We start from the raw sequence: 20,141 nt of genomic DNA, 5'->3' as shown, positions 1-20,141 counted from the left end.
CTTTTTTCATCCGCCAGGCTCCAAAGGTGCCTTGAAAACCAATCTCACATCAAATAAGTATCTTATTTATTGCAAATATTTGTAATTTCTTAGCCCGCATTCCAAAAGAAACCAGTAAATTTATCCGATGCCCTCATTCCGCTACATACTGCTATGGATGCTGGCCTGCTTTTGCGTCCTAACGGAAGCCCGCTCCCAGGGCCTCATGATCCGTAATTATAACGTGAAAGACGGTCTGGCAAACGCTACAGTGTACGCTGCCGAACAAGATAAAAATGGATTTATCTGGTTCGCTACCCCCACCGGCGTTAGCAAATTCGATGGGAAACGATTCCGGAACTACTCCAAAAAAGACGGACTAACAGATAACGACGTCGTAAAACTGGCAGCAGATTCCAAAGGGCGGGTCTGGTTCTTTACCCTCAACGGAAAGCCCTCGTTCTACCTCAACTCCGTCATTCACAACGAGGACAACGACTCCAGCCTTACCTTCAACTCCCATAGCCACTACCTCCAGTATGCTTTCGACGGAGGCCCTAAATCCGGCTACGTTTGGTTTCTCAACTCCAACAACCGCATTCTTCAATATACCGGCAAACAGTTTACTTACGATAAACTAGGCAACTCCGGCAGCGACATCTACTTCCTGCTCAAAAACGACAGTATATTCAAGCCCTTACAAACTTCTTACGCACTCGAATCCCTGAAGGACCCTAATAATGCCGGACAGCGCATAATTACGGTATGCCCGTATCCGTTAGAAGATGCTGCCTTTCAGGAGCGTATTAAAAAACACGCCATTACCATCCTCCGGAATACCCTGTATTCCTTTACCAAAAAAGATGCGATCTGCTTCTTTAACGGCGCTGAATGGGGTATCCGGGAAGATATCAGTAATATCTGTATCGATAATGATAACCTCTGGGTAGGTACCCAGCGGGCTTTATATCTCGTAAAAAATTTTTTTAAGGGAGAGAAGAAAGTCACCCGCCTGCTGGAAAATCACTATATCACCTCCCTGCTCAAAGACAGAGACGGAAATATATGGATCACCACTTTTGGAGACGGCGTCTATTATATCCCCTACAAAAATTTCTACTTCAGCTACCTCGATAATACCAACGGACTATATTCCCACTCGATCTTCAGCATCTACAAAGACAAAAAAACAGACCTGCTGCTGATAGGCCAGAACGCCGGTATCCTCAATACCATCGACGCGCAGGGAAGCATCCGGCAGTTTACGCTGGATACCACTTCCGGTCGCAATAGTGTCTTACAAATATTACCGGAAAAGGAAAATTCTGTGCTGATTGCTACAGATAATGCACTCTTTCAGTTCAACACACTATCGCAGAAATCGAAACTGTTGAAGTCTGTGAAGATGCTCAAGGACGTGGATATCTCACCGTCCGGCAAAATTCGTATAGCCGCCAAAAATCAGGTCATCGCCCTGGATGATTATGCCATCAGCGACCTCGATATGCTGGTGACCTCCATCGCCTCAGTGGATGATTCCACGTACTTTGTAGGTACCAACAACGGCCTGTATTTCTGCTCTGATAACAGTAAGCAGCTAATGCGGCCTGGTAATAATACCCATCTCAAGCAGAGTATCAAGGACCTGAAGTGGATCAACGGTTACCTCTGGATCGGTACCAGCGATCAGGGAATTTATGTGATGCACCACGATTCAGTGGTGAAGCACCTGTCCACTTCCATTGGTCTGGCGAGCGACATCTGCCAGCAGCTGTATTATGATGGGGTAGGACAGCTATACGTGGCCACCAATAAGGGCGTCAGCGTGATCGATGTAAATAAACAGGAAATTGTAAGAAACATTACTTCCAATGATGGACTGATGTCGGACGATATCAGGGGCGTATTTTATGATGATGGGTTGCTGTACATTGCCACCTCTAACGGCCTTTGCTATTTTAAAGGTAATAATCTGCCGGTAGACTCAGTACCACCGGTGATTTACCTGAGTAATATACGGTATGGCGACAGTACCTTTCTGCCTTCCAAAGACTTTGTATACCTCTTCCAGCGTAAGGCTTCCTTTGAGGCAGAGTTCGGGACCATTGTGTTTGATTTGCCGGAACAGGTAGAGTATCAGTATAATTTTAGTGGCGACAGTACCACCGGCTGGGTTACCACAATGTCCAATATCATTCCGTTTCCGGACTTACAGCCGGGCACCTACAAACTGATGGTGAGGGCCCGGAAGTATAAGAGCGACTGGTCGCAGCCGCTGAGTGTGAATATCAATATCCTGCCACGCTGGTACCAGCAATGGTGGGCGAGAGGCATCCTGTTCCTGTTAGGGTTACTACTTATTCTGATTATTCTGCGTTATATTGTGAGAAGAATCAAGCAATCGGAAAAACGGAAAACTGAGTATAACCGACGGATTGCCGAGTTGGAAGCCAAAGCACTGACCAACCAGATGAATCCGCATTTTATCTTCAACTCCCTGAATTCTGTGCAGCACCTGATTTTGGAGAAAGAAGAAAAGCAGGCGCTGAATTTCCTGGCAGATTTTGCCACACTCATGCGTCAGATGCTGAATAATTCCCGGAAGTCCTATCTATCACTGGAAGAAGAAATTGCTTTTCTGACAAGATACCTGGAGCTGGAAAAAATTCGTTTTGCACATTCCTTTACTTACAAGTTTATCATGGAAGATAAACTGAAAGACTATACGATTTACATACCTCCGATGATTATCCAGCCGATAGTGGAAAACGCTATCAAACACGGTCTGGCTCCTAAAAATAGTAGTGGATACCTGGAGATCAGGCTGGAAATGGTGGATGACCTGCTTTATTGCTCCGTAGACGACGATGGAATTGGATGGGATAAGTCCAACGCTTTGAAAAGCAACAGACTTGTAAAGCACGAATCCACTGCCCTGAGTGTAATCAAAGAGCGTTTGCAGATTATAAAATCTTTTAATGGAAGTGTTGGAAAGTTAGAAATTATTGATAAATTTAAATCTGGTTTCGGCAATAAGGAAGGTACCTTAGTTGAAATACTGATTCCCATTGTTAAGATGTTATGAGTAATATAAAAGCTGCCATTGTCGACGATGAAGTTCGCAACATTCATATTTTGCGTAATATCCTGGAAAACTACTGTAAAGATGTCACTGTAGTTGGGGAGGCACAAAATATTCATGAGGCGGCGGAAATGATTAAGAACAACGCCATTGATGTATTGTTCCTCGATATTGAGATGCCCCCGCATAATGGGTTCCAGTTGCTGGAAATGTTTCCTGTACTGAATTTTGAAGTCATTTTTATCACCGCTTTCCAGGAATATGCCTTGCAGGCAATTAAGTTTGCCGCGCTGGATTACCTGCTCAAACCCATCAAGGTGAGCGAGGTGGAAGACGCCCTGGAAAAAGTGAAAAAGAGTAAGAAAGGTCGCCTCAACGAGCTGGCTTCTATCCTGAAAGACTATGTCAAAAACAACGACAACGCCTTCTCCAAGATAGTAATCCCGGTAAATGACGGGTATAACGTAATTGACCTGAAAGACATTATCTACTGTGAAGCGTTTGACAGCTATACCAAAATTCAGTTGATCAATAACGTATCGCATCTCATTTCCAAATCACTCAAAGAGTATGAAGAAATGCTGTCTGATAAGGGTTTTTACCGCGTGCATAAGTCCTTCCTGATCAATATCCACCATATTGTGAAGATTATTAAGGGCCTGGGTACTGCTGTTGTCATGAGTGATCAGAAGAACATTCCTATCTCTTCCCGCAAGAAAGAAGAGTTCTTCTCCCAGTTAAAAGGTGTAATAAATCTTTAATTTATATTTTTTAATGATATTTAATAGCCGGTTGAGTTAACGCTTAACCGGCTTTTTTGTGCATTTACTAGCCATTTCTATGCATTGACGGGAAACCGGTTCTTTTATCATATATATATCTTATTTTGATCATGGGTTTTCATAGATATGGCTGATTGCCTGTGAAGTTTTTTTAAGCGTACAGGTATTGCTTAAGATGAAAGAGCCGCGAGAGCGGCTCTTTTCATTTTGGTATCTCCGGTATGCAGCAAAAAAAAGGACCGGGTATCACCCGGTCCCATCCTAAAATTTTATATCGGACGCCTTCGATTAGAAGCTCTCGCTCGATCCTCCACCAGTTTGGATATTATAATAGTAGATGTTAGTGCTTTTTTCCGGATATAATCCTATCAGCTGCACATTCCCTTTTCTGTCCAGCACTTTGGCAAGATCGTCGGGGCTGGCGATGGACTGGTCACCTGCTTTAATGATCAGGAAGCCGGGAGCCATGGTAGTTTGTTTTTTCAGGATACCGTTACCGATACCGCTTACCCATACACCTCCGCGGATACCGAGGCGGCGGGCATCGTCCTTATCGAGGGCGGATAAATCAGCCCCCAGCCGGTCGAGCACGGTGGTTTTTACCACATCTGTATTACCAGCCAGGTTTCGCAGGGTCACATTATCTGCCGTGTACTCTTTATTGTTACGGAGGTAAGTAATGCTGATCTTATCGCCTGGTTTGTAACGGGCAATCTGCTCGGTCATCTGGGATGGACCAGGGATTGGCGTACCGTTGATCCGGGTGATGATATCACCGGCCTGCAGCCCTGCGGCTTTGGCGGAACCGTTATCTACCACTTCTGTTACCTGCACGCCAGGTGCATCTCTTCTTACGCCCAGCTCTTTGAGCTGTTCATCGGAGAGGGAGGCGATAACGCTGCTAGGCATATAGGATACGCCCAGGTAAGCGCGTTGGACGTTGCCGTACTTCATCAGGTCGTTCACCACTTTTTTGATCAGGTTTACCGGAATCGCGTAGGAATAGCCGGCATAAGAGCCTGTAGGAGAAGCGATGGCGGAGTTAACGCCGATCAGCTCACCGGTGGTGTTGATAAGTGCACCACCACTATTACCCTGGTTAACCGCAGCATCTGTCTGTATAAAGGATTCAATGGCGCTGTTGCGGCTGCCACGGCTTTTATTGATACCGATGGTACGGGATTTCGCACTTACGATACCGGCAGTAACGGTAGCATCCAGGTTTAACGGATAACCGATAGCGAGTACCCACTGACCGATTTCCACGTTGTCGGAGTTGCCATACAGGAGGTATGGGAATCCGGCACCTTCAATTTTGATGACGGCGAGGTCGGTGCTGGGGTCAGCGCCGATCAGCCTGGCTTTATAAGATTTAGCGCTGTTGCTGAGGGTAACAGAAATCTCATCTGCGTCGTCGATCACGTGGTTGTTGGTCACGATGTAACCGTCATCGGAGATCAATACGCCTGAACCGCTGGCCATCTGGCCTGGAACGTAGTAGCGGCGGCCATCTCCGCCACCATTGAACTCATCACCGAAAAACTCATCACCAAAAAGATCCTGGAGGATGGAGCGCTTGCGCTGCAAGCCATTCGTCACCTGGCGGGGGTTGATTCTCGTTTTAATATGTACTACCCCTGGTACCGCTGCCTTTGCTGCTGCGGTAAAATCACCGGGTGGGACTGCACTGCCATTTTCTGTGCCGGGCATGTAGCGGGCGTAATTTACAGGGACCTCTGTAGAGCCGTTCTGATAAATACCTGCCTGCCGGGGTTGGAAATATTTGCTGTACACAAATATGGAGGCAGAAGCAGTCACAATGCTGATGCAAACAATTGTAACAATTTGCTTGAATTTCATATTATAGTGTGTTTAGCTATACGAAAAAATTTGTAATGCTCTGCTGGCAATTTTAATGCCTTGGGTACAAATTTAATAGTCGGCACGAATCAAATATCCCATACTCCATTCACTTTAACAGATTTTTATATCAATCGTTAATTTAAAGTAAACTAAGATCATCATAATACTGACAGGGATGCATTCACTACCTGTCAAGTTAACAACTACAAGCGACATTTTGTTAGACGCCGAGCATAAATGCCATGGTGTCTACGCCATCCGCATAATCGCGGAGGGAGGGTTGCTGTGCATAGCCGAAAGGTGTAAAATCCTTGCCTACGAGGCATTGCAGTACTTCGTCCTGTCCCAGCTCCGCAGCGAGGGCCTGCTTATCGGTATAGTAGCCATAATGCAATACGCTTAGTGGGCTGAACAGGGACGCTGCTTCATGCAGCAGTACGGTACCGTTGGTGATATGATAACTGTTGTTGAGCAGCAGCAGGGCCAGGTTATAGTCGTAGTTGTTCTTGTATTTGTGGTGGTCCATCAGGTAGCTGTATTTATCAAGCGCATCCAGCAGGGGCTGGAAGTTATAGTCCTGCGGCACAAATATTTTGGTGACGTTGCGGCACCCAAGGCCAAAGTACAGCATGATGTCGTCTGCCAGTGCATCCAGTTCAGCCGGTGATTCTTCGCCGGTTAATACAGCGGCGGAAGTCCGGTTGTGGCGGATGATATGCGGGAATTTGGCGAAATAGTAGTTAAAGTAGCGGGCAGAGTTGTTGCTGCCGGTAGCAATATAGGCGTTACAGTCCTTGAGCATGTCGAGCACCTCCGTCTGGCCGGCGATTTCCGGGTACCATTCCTCCATTTTCTGCAGGATATGCCTCATCAGGATCTCGTCTTTGCTGGATAATTTCAGTTTCACCTGGTGTCCGCTGATAAATCCGCAGAGCCAGTCATGGAATCCTACCAGGGGAATGTTTCCGGCGGATACGATCCCTATTTTGCTGGGGGTACGGGTTTGAGCCGCCGCCGGGTAGGACTGCAGCCATTCGCCCAATTTAGCGGGTTCAAGAAAGTATTGGCAGATATTGTCCAACGCTTTATCGATGAAAGCCGGGATAAACCAACCATTGGCGATATAAGCCCTATCCTTTACCGCTACCCATTCAGGGCTGTCACCGGCCAGATATTGGCCCAGGCGCACCAGCGCTGCTTCTTTTTCTGCTATATTCATGAATCTTTATAAATAATGACTTGATTAAACCGGGAATATTTTATTTTTGTTCCACAAAATTAATGGCTTACTACTTAAACAAAAAGTTTACTCTATGGCAATTAAGATAACAGATGAGTGTATTAACTGTGGCGCTTGCGAACCTGAATGCCCAAACAATGCAATTTATGAAGGCGGAGTAGAATGGGCCATTGCAGACGGTACAAGCGTAAAAGGCGCTTATACCCTGATGGATGGCAGCTCTATGGATGCTGACCAGCGTAATGCTCCTATCAGCGTAGATACATACTATATCGTTCCGAATAAATGTACTGAATGCCAGGGTTTTCATGAGGAACCGCAATGCGCAGCTGTTTGCCCTGTAGACTGCTGTGTTCCGGACGAAATGTACCAGGAAACAGTAGATGAACTGCTGGGTAAGAAAGATAAACTGCACGTCTAGTTAATATTATTCAAGGAAGCTACTGCCGCTCTGGAATGGTGCCAGAGCGGCTTTTTTTTGCCCGGTTATGGGGCATAACTTTTAGTTATAACGTATCCTGAGCCAATTACTTACCTTCGCGCCTGCATAGATTAATAACTAAATCTTATTCCCTATGGCACTTAGAATTACAGAAGAATGCATCGGTTGCGCGGCCTGCGAACCGGAATGCCCAAACAACGCGATTTATGAAGGTGGAGTGGAGTGGTCCCTGATGGACGGCACTTCCCTGACCGGCACTTTCACCCTGAAAGACGGTACCGTTACCGATGCGGCTACAAGGCAATCGCCCATCAGCAACAGCGTATATTACATTGTACCAGACAAATGCACGGAGTGCCAGGGCTTTCATGATGAGCCCCAGTGCGCGGCTGTTTGCCCGGTGGATTGCTGTGTTTCGGACGAAATGTACGCCGAAACCATAGATGACTTGCTGGCCAAAAAACAACTGCTGCATGCAGAATAATAATTAACCTTCCGGAAACCGGCGCCTGCCGGTTTCCCATCATATACCCCACCGCCCATTTCCTCCTCTTGCACGGCAAAAAACTTTCCTTAACTTTACCGGCTTATTGCTCAGACATCTTATGAAGAAGAACATAGCTTTAGTTGCCGGCGGATATTCCGGAGAGTATGTAATTTCAGTGCAAAGCGCTGTAACGATTGAAAATAACCTGGATAGCAGCAAATATGCCGTCTATAAAGTGATTATTACCCGTGAAAGCTGGTCGTATACTGCGCCGGATGGCACTGTACACGAAATTGACAAGAACGATTTTTCACTGACAGTTAGTGGCAATAAGATAAAATTTGACGCCGTATTCATTGGTATTCATGGCACTCCGGGCGAAGATGGACGCCTGCAGGGGTACTTTGAAATGCTCGGTATTCCATATACCAGCTGCGGTATGGTTACTTCCGCTATCACCTTTAATAAAAGCTATTGCAATAAAATTGTAGCTGCCTTTGATGTGGTGAATGTGGCTAAATCCACCCACATTTTCCGCGAGCAGCCTTATAATACTGCTGATATTCTGGCAAAACTGCGTTTACCCCTCTTCGTTAAACCGGCAGAAGGCGGCAGCAGCATAGGTATGTCAAAAGTTAAAACTGCAGAAGAGCTGCAACCGGCTATCGACAAAGCTTTCAACGAAGACTCCCAGGTACTGATCGAAGAGTTTGTGAAAGGCCGTGAGCTGACCATTGGCATGTACCTTTCCGGTGGCAAGCTGAATGTACTGCCTATTACAGAGGTGGTGAGCAGTAAAGAATTTTTTGACTACGAAGCAAAGTACACACCGGGTGTATCCAACGAAATAACACCGGCGCCGGTACCGGATAATATTACCAGCCTGGTACAACAAACGGCCTCAAAATTGTATCATCTGTTGAACTGTCGCGGTATTGTCCGTATCGACTTTATTTGGGATGATACCAATAATAAACTATTTTTCCTGGAGGCTAACACTATGCCGGGCCAATCTGAAAACAGCCTGGTGCCTCAGCAGGTAAGGGCGGCCGGAAAAACGCTGCAGGAATTCTACGGCGCCGTGCTGGAAGAAGCGATGGCAAAGTAACCTGTAACTGATTTATCACTTTTAACGTAATAAACTGTGTTTGATTTTATTACCAAACGATCTTTCCTTGTCAACTTACTGGCGGCTGTCGCCATGTTTTTCCTGTTGGCAGTGATCTTTTTTTCGCTGCTGCCGGTTATTACCAAACACGGTGAACAACAAACCGTGCCGGATGTAAGAGGCCTTAAACTGGAAGAAGCGATTTCTAAACTCGAAGCCGCCGGCTTCGACGCAGAAGTGAGAGATTCTGTATATATCGATAGTATCCCACCGCTGGCGGTATGGGCACAAACGCCTGATAAAGGTGCCGTGGTTAAAGTAAACCGCACCATACACCTTACGGTAAACAAAACCGTGGCGCCAATGGTAGCCATGCCTGACCTGGAAGGCCTTACCTTCCGTAGTGCGGAAATGATGCTGAAAAGTATGCGCCTCAACGTAGGGGATACCATCTATAAACCAGACTTCGCCACCAACACGGTATTGCAGCAGTTGCTCAATGGTCGCACGCTCAAGGCAGGTACCATGATCCCGGAAGGCACCAGCATTACGCTGATCCTCAGCTCCGGCCGCGGTAATACCGAAAACCCCGTGCCTGACTTCATCGGCCTTACCTATGCGGAAGCCCGTGAAATCCTCAGCGCCAGCAGCCTGAATATTGGTTCTGTAATCATTGATCCCAGTGTAAGCGATACTGCCAACGCATTCGTATACAAACAGTATCCTACCCGGAAAAATGAGATCGGTGACTTTAACATGGTGCGCTCCGGGGAGTCGGTAGACCTCTACCTCACCGCCACCAAACCTGTGAAGGATTCCACTACGCCAGTGGCTCCGGCGGAGGAGGAATAGTCAAAAAACCTTAATTTTATCCTCACAATCATTAAAAAGAATATTATATGCAAAACATAACAGCAGAAGCACTGAAAGCCCGCCTCGATGCCGGTGAAGAACTGATCCTTGTAGATGTAAGAGAACCACATGAGGTGGCTGAATTCAATATCGGTGGTATCCCAGTACCATTGGGCCAGATCCAGATGATGCAGATCGACGAGCTGGAAGGCCTGGAAGATAAAGAAGTAATTGTATACTGCCGCAGCGGTAACCGCAGCGGTCAGGCAGCCATGTCCCTGGAAACACAGGGGTTCACCAACGTGGTAAACCTGACAGGTGGTATGCTGAAATGGAGAGAAATCTACGGTTAATCACCGTTTTTTAGAATAATTATCTAGTTAAAAACCGGTTGGTATTTTTACCAGCCGGTTTTTATTTTTGTGAGATATAACCTATACCATAATGAAATTAAAAAAGTTAGCCTGGCTGCTGGTATGCATGCCTACATCATTATTTGCACAAAACCTGGAATATGTGACAGGATTGGGAAATATCACCACCAATTGTTTATTATTAACAGGAGGAGAAAAACAGCCGACAACAGGAACTGGTCTGCTGCTTTCCTATGATGTTGGAGGAGGCGGCAGCTACGTCGTTTCTCGCAGTTGGCATAATACCGATCGGATTCCCCTGGTTTTTGACGCAAGTAAATATTCTTTTAAGATTAATAACTTTACCAGAATGTCAATTACGAATGCCGGTACTATTGGAATTGGTACAGAAAGTCCTACAGTAGGTTATTTAATGGATGTTAACGGTTCTGCATTTGTCAGGGGTTACTTTCTTTCTGGTGGTTCGATCGAAAGCTCTATCGCCAGCAAATGGGTGGATGCAAATGGAGTAACACAAGATAATGGGATTGGTGGTACCATCAGAATAACTAATCCTTCCAAAGATAAATCAGGCGAAGGACGAGATTGGGTATTGTACAATATGACCGGTGGCTACGGTAACAGCCTTCAATTCTGGAACTATGATAAAGACGGATGTGCTGGGCCGCTATGTAAAGCAAGAATGGTATTAGGAGACGATGGAAAAGTGGGTATCAACACTGCAAAACCTGTTGAACAACTGGCTGTAAACGGCACTATCCTCGCCAAACGCGTCCGCGTCAGCACTAACACCGCCGACTGGCCCGATTACGTCTTCGCCGACAACTACCAGCTTCCCTCTCTCCACACCGTGGAAGCCTTCATCCGCGAACATAAACATCTCCCTGAAATACCTTCCGCGGCAACAATAGCAGAAAAAGGACAGGATTTAGGTGAGATGCAAAAGCTGCAGATGCAAAAAATCGAGGAACTGACACTGTATATTATTCAGCAGAACAAACTGATGGAGGCGCAGAATAAGCGCATGGAAGCCATGGAGGCCCAGCTGGCTGATCTGAAGAAGAAATGATTATGTAAGATGCCTGCGTCGGTAGGCACCGGCATCTTAGCCTATAAGGAGGACCGACGGTCCTCCTTATAGGCTAAGAAATTCGCTATCTGAGATTGTTACCGCTCGTGCTTAATCGCCGTCACCTCTATCTCCACCAAATACTCCGGGTTAATCAACTTACTCACTTCCACCATGGTAGTAGCCGGCTTTATCGCCTGGAAAAACTCACCGTGTGCGCGGCCATATTCTTCCCACTGACTAATATCCGTTACAAACATCCTGGTACGTACCACATCATGTAATGTAGCACCAGCGCGTATCAGCACCGCTTCAATCTTCGCAAGAATAAATTTCGTTTGTTCGTAAGGGTTACCCGGAGCTACCACTTTCCCTTCATCCTCTGCCACCGTACCGGAAACCTCAATGGTGTTGCCTACCTGTACGGCTCTGCAGTAGCCCACTTTATCTTCCCAGGTAGCGCCGGATGCGTAATTGGTGCGTGTCATAACGTATTTTTTTACAAAGTTATAAATACTATTTACTATCGGCAGGGGTATTTCTGAATTTCACCACTTTCCCCAGCAAATCAAACCAGAAAGGCGCTCCTAAACTGATAGCCATGGCAGTTATTGCCCAGCCAGCCAATACCATCCAGCCGTTCGACTGGTAAGGGTGTGAGAGCCCGTATGGCTGGGCCGCACTGAACTCGCGGTGAATACCGAGCACGTTGCGCGCATCGCCGGCATCGTTGCGGAGCATGGCATACACGCCTATCACGGAAGTATCACCTACAAAGGCTTTCAGGGAGGTATCGTTGCGGAGGAAGGCACTGTCCTTATACAGGAGGTGGCGCTGTTCCAGCGTGTCTATCATAGCGCTGTAGTTGTAACTGCGGCTACTGGCCAGCTGTACCATTTCCTGACGCACCGTTTTGTCTTTCATCAATATTTTCGCAACGGCAATAGTGTCTACATTAAATATGCCTGCTACTACAAAACCAATGATCAGCAGCCAGGTCTGGCAATGCTTACGATACCAGCTGCTGGCCCGCTGCATGGTTTCGTTGAACCAGTTTTCCAGCTGTATCCTGAACTGCGGAATATCCTGACCGGCATCCGCAAACAAATTGCGTATATGCGTGAGCGTACCACCACCCAGGCCTAAGCCGTTTTCTTCCAGCGCGGCTGCAATAGTAGCGGCATCGGTGGCTCTTTCAGCAGTGCTGGAGCGTAACAGGTGGACGATCGTCTGAGAAAAGGTAGCAGGGTTAATATACGACGGCCTGGACGAGGCGGTATTTTCTCCCAGATATAAAATGGAAGGCGATTCATAGAATTTCCTTAGTACTGGCGCATCCGCAAAAGGCCTGAAATAGTGCACCACACTCCACCCTTTTTCGTAAAACCAGGTGAAAAACGTGAATTTTCCGAAATATCCGAGGTCATTCCGATGGCGGTCTCCATCCAGCATCCGGCGCAGGCCCTTGGACAAAATACGGGCACGCAGGCCTAAGGCGCGCGCTATCATCTCCTGTAAAATGGTTACAAACAGGCTGTATAAGAGGTATATGAATACCAGCCCCAAGGCAACATCGATGGCAAGGTTACTAAACATAGCATAGGTATATCGGGTCAAAAATAGGGAAGTGCTGCGCAGTGTATCTACTTACCCCGCGCGCTAAAATTCAAAAAAGCAGCAGCTGCCGCCTACCCAGGTGTCGCGGCTGTTAAAGCCAACACCAATCATTTTTCCTTTACTCAACCGGGATAAGTTGTGTACAAGCATAGGCCTGGCGGAATTATCCGGCCAGATGTACATCATGCGGATTTCGCAGATGGCATTACCATCCGGCGTTTCAATGATGGGGGCATAGGCCACTTTTCGCTGTAAAATCCAGTTTTCCGGGTCAGTTATAGCGTCTAAATCCTCCTGGGTCACTTCAATTTTTACCCCCTGTCCGGCGAAAGAAAACAGTGGCTTGAGCACGTAGTTTTCCAGGTCGGCAGGCACCACCGGTAATTGGTGGAGGTACCAGCTTTTAGGGATGTAGTCGCTGTGCAGCAGCGGCATGGTAAACTTACTGATCCGGTAAAACCAGTTGGGATGCGTGATCCACTCTACCTCCAGGTCCTGGAACAAGTTTACATGCGCATCCAGCTGTTCCTGCTGCCGGAGCAGGTCATCGAAAATAATGCGGTTGTAAATACGCTTCACCCGCGTTTGTACGCCATCGCGCATATAGAAAAGGCGATTGCCTTCCTGTATCAGCTCCGTAATGCAAACCGGCCGGATGCCGAGGTATTTTTCGGTGGCATAAAAGTCGATCCGTGTCTTTTGCTCGTCAGGCTTCACTTCCAGCAGGATCACTTCTGCGGGGATATGATCGCCAACAATCATATCCCGCAGCAACTGATAGTACTGCTGATCGTCTAATCCGTTGAAGTAATTGTTCAGCTGCGGGGGTATCTCAAAATGCTTTCTGAAATTGCCGGCCATCACCTGTTGAAAGGCGTTCATGGTGGGAAAGCCCTGCAGCTCTATGAGCTGAGGCTCCGGTTCTCCATCCTCTCCGCGGGTAATGGCAAAATCGATCACCATAAAATGAGGACGCTCATTTTCATTGGGCACCCGCAGGTTCGCCGGGATAGCCGCTTCCGTGAGTGCCTTAAAATCCGGGCGCAATATTACGTTTACAATTTCTTCGCAGGCCTGTACCAGTTTGGCGGTAAGGGCGGCGGGTACGAACACCGGTGTTTCGGCCACCCGGAATGCGGGTGCTACGCCAGCTTCCTCAGCCATGCCCTGCAGAAAGCTGCGGTAGGCTGTATCGGTAAAACTGTTGTTATAGGCTTTTCGGACGGACGGAATCATATTAAAAGAAGGTGTTTTGATCATCGTTGTGTGCTGCCACCTGTACGCTTCTTTCGATGGCCGCCAGCCGGTCGCTCAGTGCGCCGTAAATGGCATAATCCAGGAAGGCGGTGATGAAGCGGTCATGTGTAAGCATGATTTTATCCGGATCGGTCAACTGGGTAATCATGCTTTCGTATTTTTCTTCACCGTGGTGGGAAATCACCTGTTCTTTCTTTTCTTCCTGCAGGAGATACATGTGCATACCGGCGGCATCGGCCTCGGGATGGAACTGTGTTCCTATAAAATGTTCGTTAAAACGAATGGACATAGTGGCTCTTTCCAGCGGCACATGTGGCCTTTCTTTTTCGATGGCCAGTACCTGGGCTCCCATAGCGGCCAGATTAGCTTCGTTGAGCTCAATCACTTGCCAGTTGCGGGAATCCACGATATAAAACGGATCGGGAAGGGCGCCAAATACTTTTTCCTGCATACCTGCTTCTGTTTTATGTACGGGAAAAACACCGAAGGCGGGAGATTTACGTCTGCATACATTCCCTAACTGATAATAACGGCACATGATCTGGTAGGAGTGACAAATAAAGAGCATCGGCTTCTTCACAGTCTCGGTTTTATTCCAGGCCATCAGGTTTTCCACGAGCTGGAAATAAGCAGTTTCCCAGTCGCTGCCTTCACTGTCTACCGGACTGCCGGGACCACCGGTGGAAATGTAAATATCGTAGGAGGTATCAGGTACCTGCTGTTGGATTCTTACTTCAAATTCATCGAATGTCAGTTGAAGCGAATGCATTTCTGCATATTTCGTCAGAATCTCGCGGATGCAGCGCATACCCTCATTGGGCACGCCTTCGTACATATCCAGCACAGCTATTTTAACGTTTCGCATGGGGCAAAATTACGAATTTCGCGGGGAGGAATGCGGCATTTAGCAGTTCACCAAAAATTGTTGCTGAATGAAATCGGTAACGGCAACGAGGTCGTTGGTATCCTCGTATATCTTCAGCTGGCGGTCGGCGCCGGTACCGTTCTGTAAAATATGGTTAGTGGCATCAATTACTTCGCGGCTACCAAGATCATCCACTACGTCGTCGATGAAGTCGAGCAGTTCGCCAATCAGTGCGCGGGTATTGACTTCCATCTCCTTCCCGAAATCGATGAGGTTGCCGTCGATGCCATAGCGGGAGGCGCGCCATTTATTTTCGTTTACCAGCGCGCGGTTATAGATGATGAAGTTGAGATTCTGCATGCGCAGTTTGTATATTTTGGCACACACCGCCTGGAAAAGTCCTGCCAGCGTGATGGTATCGTCTACCGTCATCGGCACATCGCAGATCCTGAATTCCACGGTGTTGAAGAAGGGGTGTACGCGGAGGTCCCACCATACTTTCTTGGCATTGTCGATGCAATTGGTTTTTACCAGCAGCTTGATGTAGTTATCGTACTCTTCAATGCTGGCAAAGTAATCGGGGATGCCCGTACGGGGGAATTTGTCAAAAACCTTGGTACGGAAGGATTTGAAGCCGGTATTGCGGCCTTCCCAGAATGGGCTGTTTGTACTCAGGGCAAAAATATGCGGCAGGAAATAACGCACGGAGTTGGCGATATGCAGCGCCATTTCGCGGTTTTCCATGCCTATATGTACGTGCAGTCCGAAGATCAGGTTGGACCTGGCGGCGTCCTGCATTTCATTTACGATTTCGAAATACCGGGGATGGTCTGTGATCAGTTGCTGCTGCCAGTGGCTGAAAGGGTGGGTCCCGGAGGCGCCTATGCTGAAGCCCAGGTCGCCGGCAATCTGGGAGATGGTTTTACGCAGCAGTGCCACGTCTTTACGGGCATCGTGGATGTTGGCGCATACCTGGGTACCTACTTCTACCACGGCCTGGTGAAATTCGGCTTTCACCTGGTCGTTGATGACTTTGTGGGCCTGCTCTACGATCTTTTGTTCATGCGATCTCAATTCACGGGTAACGGGGTCCATTACCATGTATTCTTCTTCTATACCCACTGTGAACGCATTGTACATATCTGCTGCTGTTCTTTTATTTTGAATACAAATGTATGCCGGGAAATCAATCGGCGGAATTTTTTTTCATAATACCGGGAGAGATGAATTTTCCCCAGGTAAGGTTGTCGCGGCCAGGCTCCTGTTTCTGCGCCCTTTCAATCGCATACTGTGCGCTGGTTTCCACTACCCACTCAAAGTTTTCGGGGCCAATGGAGTGTATGTCCGCGTCTGGTGCAGGGTTACAGAAGTCGATGGCATAGGGTATGTTATCCCTTACTGCAAATTCAACCGTATTAAAGTCGTATCCGAGGTATTGGTTTAGGGAGATGGTAGCGGCCTCAATGCTGTGCAGCAACGTGTCGCTCACATCAAACCCGGCCTGGTAGCGCTCCGCATGGGGATGCCTGGGATTGTAGGGCATGATATGCACGTATTTGCCACCGATGCAATAGCATCTGAAATAGGCGGTAAAATCGATTTCTTCCTGCAACATCATTACCAGTTGCCCGGTTTGCTGATGTATGGCAAAAAACTCTTCTTTATCTGCCAAACGATATACATTCCGCCATCCGCCGCCGTCATAGGGCTTTAGAAAGGCCGGAAAGCCTACATATTCAAAGATCCCGTTCCAGTCGAAAGGGTAAATAAGGTTGCGGAATGATTTTTCATTGGTATTATCCGGGTGTTGGAAAGAAGGCAGCAGCGCGGTTTTAGGCACGTGTACGCCAATTTTTTCGGCCAGGGCGTTATTGAAAAACTTGTCATCTGCACTCCACCAGAATGGGTTGTTGATGACGGCTGTGCCGCTGGCAGCGGCATTTTTAAGGTAGGCCCGGTAAAACGGTACATCCTGGGAAATACGGTCTACTATTACGGCATAGTCACTGGCATCTCCCTGTAAAACCTTATCTATGGTTACAAACTCGGCCAGGATGCCCGGCGGGTTTTTCCGGTTAATACGGTCCACGAATGCCTGCGGAAAGGTGTTTTCCTGTCCGAATAAAATACCAATCTTTTTCATTATTTAACGGATTAATGCAAGGTAGCCTGGCAGCATGGTTTTCCAGGTAGCCCAGTCATGGGTGCTTTCCGGCCGGATGTCCAGCCAGTGGGTAATATTTTTTTGTGCCAGCAGGTCCGACATCTGCTCGTTCTGTGAGCGGGTAACGTCATTGTCGGCCACACCCAGTATGATCCCCATGCGCCATAGGTCCTGGTGCTGGTTGCCGGGCATGAAGTCGGCCGGATTGCTGAAATAAACATTATCGTCGTAGTGGCCATCCACCCGCGACTTCACATCAAAAGTGCCGCTGAGGGAAAACAGGTAGCTTACAATGTCCGGATGCCGGAAGGAAAAAGACGCCGCATGAAAGCCGCCAAAGCTGCAGCCGGCGGTGGCAATGCGACTATGGCCCGTTTCTTCCACTATCCTCGGGTAGATTTCCTCCCGCAGCAGCTGGTTATAACGGGCATGGTTCAACGCTCTTTCTGCCGGCGAAATATGTTTATTATACCAGCTGCTGGTGTCGAAGCTATCAGGGCAATAGACTTTAATCCTTCCCTGCTCTATAAACCAGCGTATCGACTCAATCAGGCCCATGTCCTTGCTTTCGTAATACCTGCCCATAGAGGTAGGAAACAACAGCAGGGGATAGCCGGCGTGGCCGAAAACCAACATCTCAAATTCCTTGTCAATACTGGGTGAATGCCATTTATAGAAGTTCTCCGTCACGATAATAGCTTTGTCTAAATTTAAAAAAAAGTTTCGTCACTTGATTATCCTTATCTTCAGATATGGTCAGGAATGATTTCGTGTATGCCCCTCAGTTAAACAGGGAAGTGCTGCTGGACATCTACCAGTACAGTGATTTACCGCAAGTGCTGCTGCTGGTAAACGATGGTCAGGAGTTAAGAAAAATGGGGATTTCTTCATTATTAGATAACACAAATCTGCCGGTGGTCATCGTGGGTATTCATGCAGGCCCGCGGCGACTGCAGGAATACGGCATTGCGGGCCATCCCGACTTCCAGGGCAACGGTGCGGAGGCTGATCGCTATTCGGCGTTTATTACCGATACCTTATTATCCTCGCTTTATCACCTTTACCCTCGCTGGAGAGGCCTTCAGGTGGGCTTTGCCGGCTTTTCGCTGGGTGGGTTGTCGGCACTGGATATAGTTTGGCAGCATCCTGACCTGTTTTCTTTTGCGGGTGTATGCTCCGGAAGTCTCTGGTGGCGGGATGTGCCACTGGGCCCTGGTTATTCTGATGCCCAACACCGGATCATCCACCGCCTGATCCGCAACGATGGCTTCAAGCCCGGACTGACGTTCTTTTTTGAATGCGGCACGGCAGATGAAACGGCTGACCGCAATGGGAACGGAGTGATTGATGCCATTGATGATACCAAAGACCTGATAGAAATATTAAGGTCTAAAGGATACAACGATATTACGTATTATGAAATACCCGGTGGCCGGCACGATGTGCCTACATGGGACCTGGCGATAAAGCGGATGTTGCAGCTGCCTTATTTTGCCGGCGGATAAAAAATAATAATCTCCACCCGCCTGTTTTTCTGCCGCCCTTCCGTTGTATTATTCTCCGCCACCGGCATCGATTCCCCCATACCATTTATAACTGCAAAGGCTATACGCTGTTTGCGCTGTTTTACGTAGGCTGCTATAGTATTAGCTCTTCGCATACTGAGGTCCTGGTTGTATAAGGCGGTTCCTTTATTGTCTGTATGACCGGTAACGGCCAGCTGAATACCTGTTTCATCCGGAATTTTTGCTACCAGGCTATCGAGGGTACCCAGCATTTTTTTGTTGAGAGAGCTGCTGTCGAAGGCAAAGAGGATATCAGGAATAATGAGTGTATCCGTGCGCGTTACAGGTATGGCAGGCGGCAGTGGGGCAGGTTGACAACTAATAATCTCTACTGTTTCCAGGCTATCCATGCCAGGCCGTGGGCTGGTGTTTCCTTTGATGATGAAATCGTCGAAGCTGAAGCCACGCCTGTAAACGAGGTATTTTGCTACTTCGTTGGCACGGTCGGTGGCAATGATCTCATTATATTTTTGACTGGGTTTAAGATAGGAATAGCCGTTTATCAGGATTTTTTGTTGCACCTCTTCGGGTTTCAATTTGAAAGTTTCTCCTAACTGGTCGGCATACACGCGGCTGATATCTTTTTTGTTGCCGGAAAAAAATTCGGGAGCAAGCAGAATGGTATCGCAACGGCCGCTACGCTGGCTTACACGGGTAGGCAACTTAATTTTGGCACTCAATGCATTACTATATAGAGAGGTGCTGGGGCGGGCGTAACTATGGCGCCAGCGATCGTTGTACAGCAGGGCACGGATGGAGTCAGCCCCTGCAAGGTCATAGGTTTGGCCGTCAATTGGTGTCAGTGCTATACTATCGATGTAGCACAGCAGGTTCCTGGCGATTTTGGCAGGCAGCGTGGTCATGTTGCCCATTACCAGGTAGCCGTAGTGGTCGGCGGCAGTAAACTCCTGTTCCAGTTTAATCCAGTTATTGGTAGGTTTCCCGGTTGTTTTTTTGGTGAGATGTAAAGTCGGCGTGGTTTGTAATGCCACAGGCAGGTCCTGAACCGTTTCTGCTGTGTCTAGCTTGACATCCAGGAAACCGGCACTTTCGGGGGCATCCAGCATAAATACTTCCATTTTGTAGCGGGTGCCCTTGATAAGTTTATTGAGTAGCTGTGTTTTGTAGTAAGGTCTGAAAGTGGTATTGACTTTGGATTCCATGGTAAGTGTGACCATGTGGTTAGCCTGTAGGGCATCCCCGTCATAGATCACTTTGCTGAAAAATGGCGCGGTCGGAAACCAGGCCCTGGGCGCGCATTTGGCGAAATATTCAATGCAGATGTTCACTTCGTCAAATCCGGGATTAGGGAGTAGGTTTTGCGCAGAAGCGAGCATGCCGGATAGCAACAGTAACGTGGTCAGGGTGAATTTCATAAGGTGAATATTGCTTTGG

General features: G+C 47.8%; 19 protein-coding genes. 9 read left to right on the top strand and 10 right to left on the bottom strand.

Going from position 1 to position 20,141, the window contains the following annotated elements:
• Positions 1 to 127 precede the first annotated feature (127 nt).
• Positions 128 to 3,064, top strand: coding sequence for a histidine kinase (locus tag KW844_RS24315; protein WP_218379396.1), 2,937 nt, complete (start codon positions 128 to 130; stop codon positions 3,062 to 3,064).
• Positions 3,061 to 3,822 carry a LytTR family DNA-binding domain-containing protein gene (locus KW844_RS24310; RefSeq protein ID WP_218379395.1) on the top strand — a complete coding sequence of 254 codons (762 nt, stop codon included), beginning with the start codon at positions 3,061 to 3,063 and terminating at the stop codon, positions 3,820 to 3,822. Before KW844_RS24315 ends, KW844_RS24310 begins: the two co-directional genes overlap by 4 nt.
• A 309-nt stretch (positions 3,823 to 4,131) precedes the next feature.
• Here KW844_RS24310 and KW844_RS24305 read toward each other — a convergent pair whose 3' ends face one another.
• The gene (locus KW844_RS24305) at positions 4,132 to 5,703 is read right to left on the bottom strand and encodes a trypsin-like peptidase domain-containing protein (protein ID WP_218379394.1); all 1,572 of its coding nucleotides are present in this window, start codon (positions 5,701 to 5,703) and stop codon (positions 4,132 to 4,134) included.
• A 223-nt stretch (positions 5,704 to 5,926) separates the two neighbouring features.
• Positions 5,927 to 6,925 carry an acyl-CoA reductase gene (locus tag KW844_RS24300; RefSeq protein ID WP_218379393.1) on the bottom strand — a complete coding sequence of 333 codons (999 nt, stop codon included), beginning with the start codon at positions 6,923 to 6,925 and terminating at the stop codon, positions 5,927 to 5,929.
• A 94-nt stretch (positions 6,926 to 7,019) separates the two neighbouring features.
• Between KW844_RS24300 and KW844_RS24295 the strand changes: the two genes are divergently transcribed.
• The 6 genes from KW844_RS24295 to KW844_RS24270 all read left to right on the top strand — a co-directional run bounded on the left by KW844_RS24295 (position 7,020) and on the right by KW844_RS24270 (position 11,278).
• Positions 7,020 to 7,367: a 4Fe-4S dicluster domain-containing protein gene (locus KW844_RS24295; RefSeq protein WP_218379392.1), complete on the top strand. Its 348-nt coding sequence runs from the start codon at positions 7,020 to 7,022 to the stop codon at positions 7,365 to 7,367.
• 154 nt (positions 7,368 to 7,521) lie between these two features.
• Positions 7,522 to 7,872: a 4Fe-4S dicluster domain-containing protein gene (locus tag KW844_RS24290; protein ID WP_218379391.1), complete on the top strand. Its 351-nt coding sequence runs from the start codon at positions 7,522 to 7,524 to the stop codon at positions 7,870 to 7,872.
• A gap of 121 nt (positions 7,873 to 7,993) precedes the next feature.
• Positions 7,994 to 8,983, top strand: a complete 990-nt coding sequence (locus KW844_RS24285) for a D-alanine--D-alanine ligase (protein WP_218379390.1) — start codon at positions 7,994 to 7,996, stop codon at positions 8,981 to 8,983.
• A gap of 36 nt (positions 8,984 to 9,019) precedes the next feature.
• Positions 9,020 to 9,835, top strand: coding sequence for a PASTA domain-containing protein (locus tag KW844_RS24280; RefSeq protein WP_370626515.1), 816 nt, complete (start codon positions 9,020 to 9,022; stop codon positions 9,833 to 9,835).
• Positions 9,836 to 9,882: 47 nt separating this feature from the next.
• On the top strand, positions 9,883 to 10,188 hold the full coding sequence (locus tag KW844_RS24275; RefSeq protein WP_218379389.1) for a rhodanese-like domain-containing protein: 306 nt from the start codon (positions 9,883 to 9,885) through the stop codon (positions 10,186 to 10,188).
• A 91-nt stretch (positions 10,189 to 10,279) separates the two neighbouring features.
• Positions 10,280 to 11,278, top strand: a complete 999-nt coding sequence (locus KW844_RS24270) for a hypothetical protein (protein WP_218379388.1) — start codon at positions 10,280 to 10,282, stop codon at positions 11,276 to 11,278.
• A 98-nt stretch (positions 11,279 to 11,376) separates the two neighbouring features.
• Here KW844_RS24270 and KW844_RS24265 read toward each other — a convergent pair whose 3' ends face one another.
• From KW844_RS24265 to KW844_RS24235, 7 genes are all read right to left on the bottom strand, one after another.
• The gene (locus KW844_RS24265; RefSeq protein WP_218379387.1) at positions 11,377 to 11,766 is read right to left on the bottom strand and encodes a RidA family protein; all 390 of its coding nucleotides are present in this window, start codon (positions 11,764 to 11,766) and stop codon (positions 11,377 to 11,379) included.
• A gap of 28 nt (positions 11,767 to 11,794) precedes the next feature.
• Positions 11,795 to 12,874: a hypothetical protein gene (locus KW844_RS24260; protein ID WP_218379386.1), complete on the bottom strand. Its 1,080-nt coding sequence runs from the start codon at positions 12,872 to 12,874 to the stop codon at positions 11,795 to 11,797.
• 63 nt (positions 12,875 to 12,937) lie between these two features.
• A complete protein-coding gene (locus tag KW844_RS24255) occupies positions 12,938 to 14,131 on the bottom strand; it encodes a hypothetical protein (RefSeq protein ID WP_218379385.1) in 1,194 nt (397 codons plus the stop codon).
• 1 nt (position 14,132) lies between these two features.
• Positions 14,133 to 15,017 carry a type 1 glutamine amidotransferase gene (locus KW844_RS24250; protein WP_218379384.1) on the bottom strand — a complete coding sequence of 295 codons (885 nt, stop codon included), beginning with the start codon at positions 15,015 to 15,017 and terminating at the stop codon, positions 14,133 to 14,135.
• 39 nt (positions 15,018 to 15,056) lie between these two features.
• Positions 15,057 to 16,157, bottom strand: a complete 1,101-nt coding sequence (locus tag KW844_RS24245) for a carboxylate-amine ligase (RefSeq protein WP_218379383.1) — start codon at positions 16,155 to 16,157, stop codon at positions 15,057 to 15,059.
• A 46-nt stretch (positions 16,158 to 16,203) separates the two neighbouring features.
• Positions 16,204 to 17,160: a RimK family alpha-L-glutamate ligase gene (locus KW844_RS24240; protein ID WP_218379382.1), complete on the bottom strand. Its 957-nt coding sequence runs from the start codon at positions 17,158 to 17,160 to the stop codon at positions 16,204 to 16,206.
• Between the two features lie 3 nt (positions 17,161 to 17,163).
• On the bottom strand, positions 17,164 to 17,871 hold the full coding sequence (locus KW844_RS24235; RefSeq protein ID WP_218379381.1) for an alpha/beta hydrolase-fold protein: 708 nt from the start codon (positions 17,869 to 17,871) through the stop codon (positions 17,164 to 17,166).
• Between the two features lie 62 nt (positions 17,872 to 17,933).
• On the opposite strand from KW844_RS24235, the gene KW844_RS24230 reads away from it, so the two are divergent.
• A complete protein-coding gene (locus KW844_RS24230; protein ID WP_218379380.1) occupies positions 17,934 to 18,686 on the top strand; it encodes an esterase family protein in 753 nt (250 codons plus the stop codon).
• Here KW844_RS24230 and KW844_RS24225 read toward each other — a convergent pair.
• Positions 18,668 to 20,122: an OmpA family protein gene (locus tag KW844_RS24225; RefSeq protein WP_218379379.1), complete on the bottom strand. Its 1,455-nt coding sequence runs from the start codon at positions 20,120 to 20,122 to the stop codon at positions 18,668 to 18,670. The genes KW844_RS24230 and KW844_RS24225 overlap by 19 nt on opposite strands.
• Between the last annotated feature and the right edge of the window lie 19 nt (positions 20,123 to 20,141).

Origin of the sequence: Chitinophaga sp. sic0106, from assembly GCF_019219075.1 — a bacterium.
GTDB lineage: Bacteria > Bacteroidota > Bacteroidia > Chitinophagales > Chitinophagaceae > Chitinophaga.
This window is presented reverse-complemented; position numbering and strand designations above follow the sequence as displayed.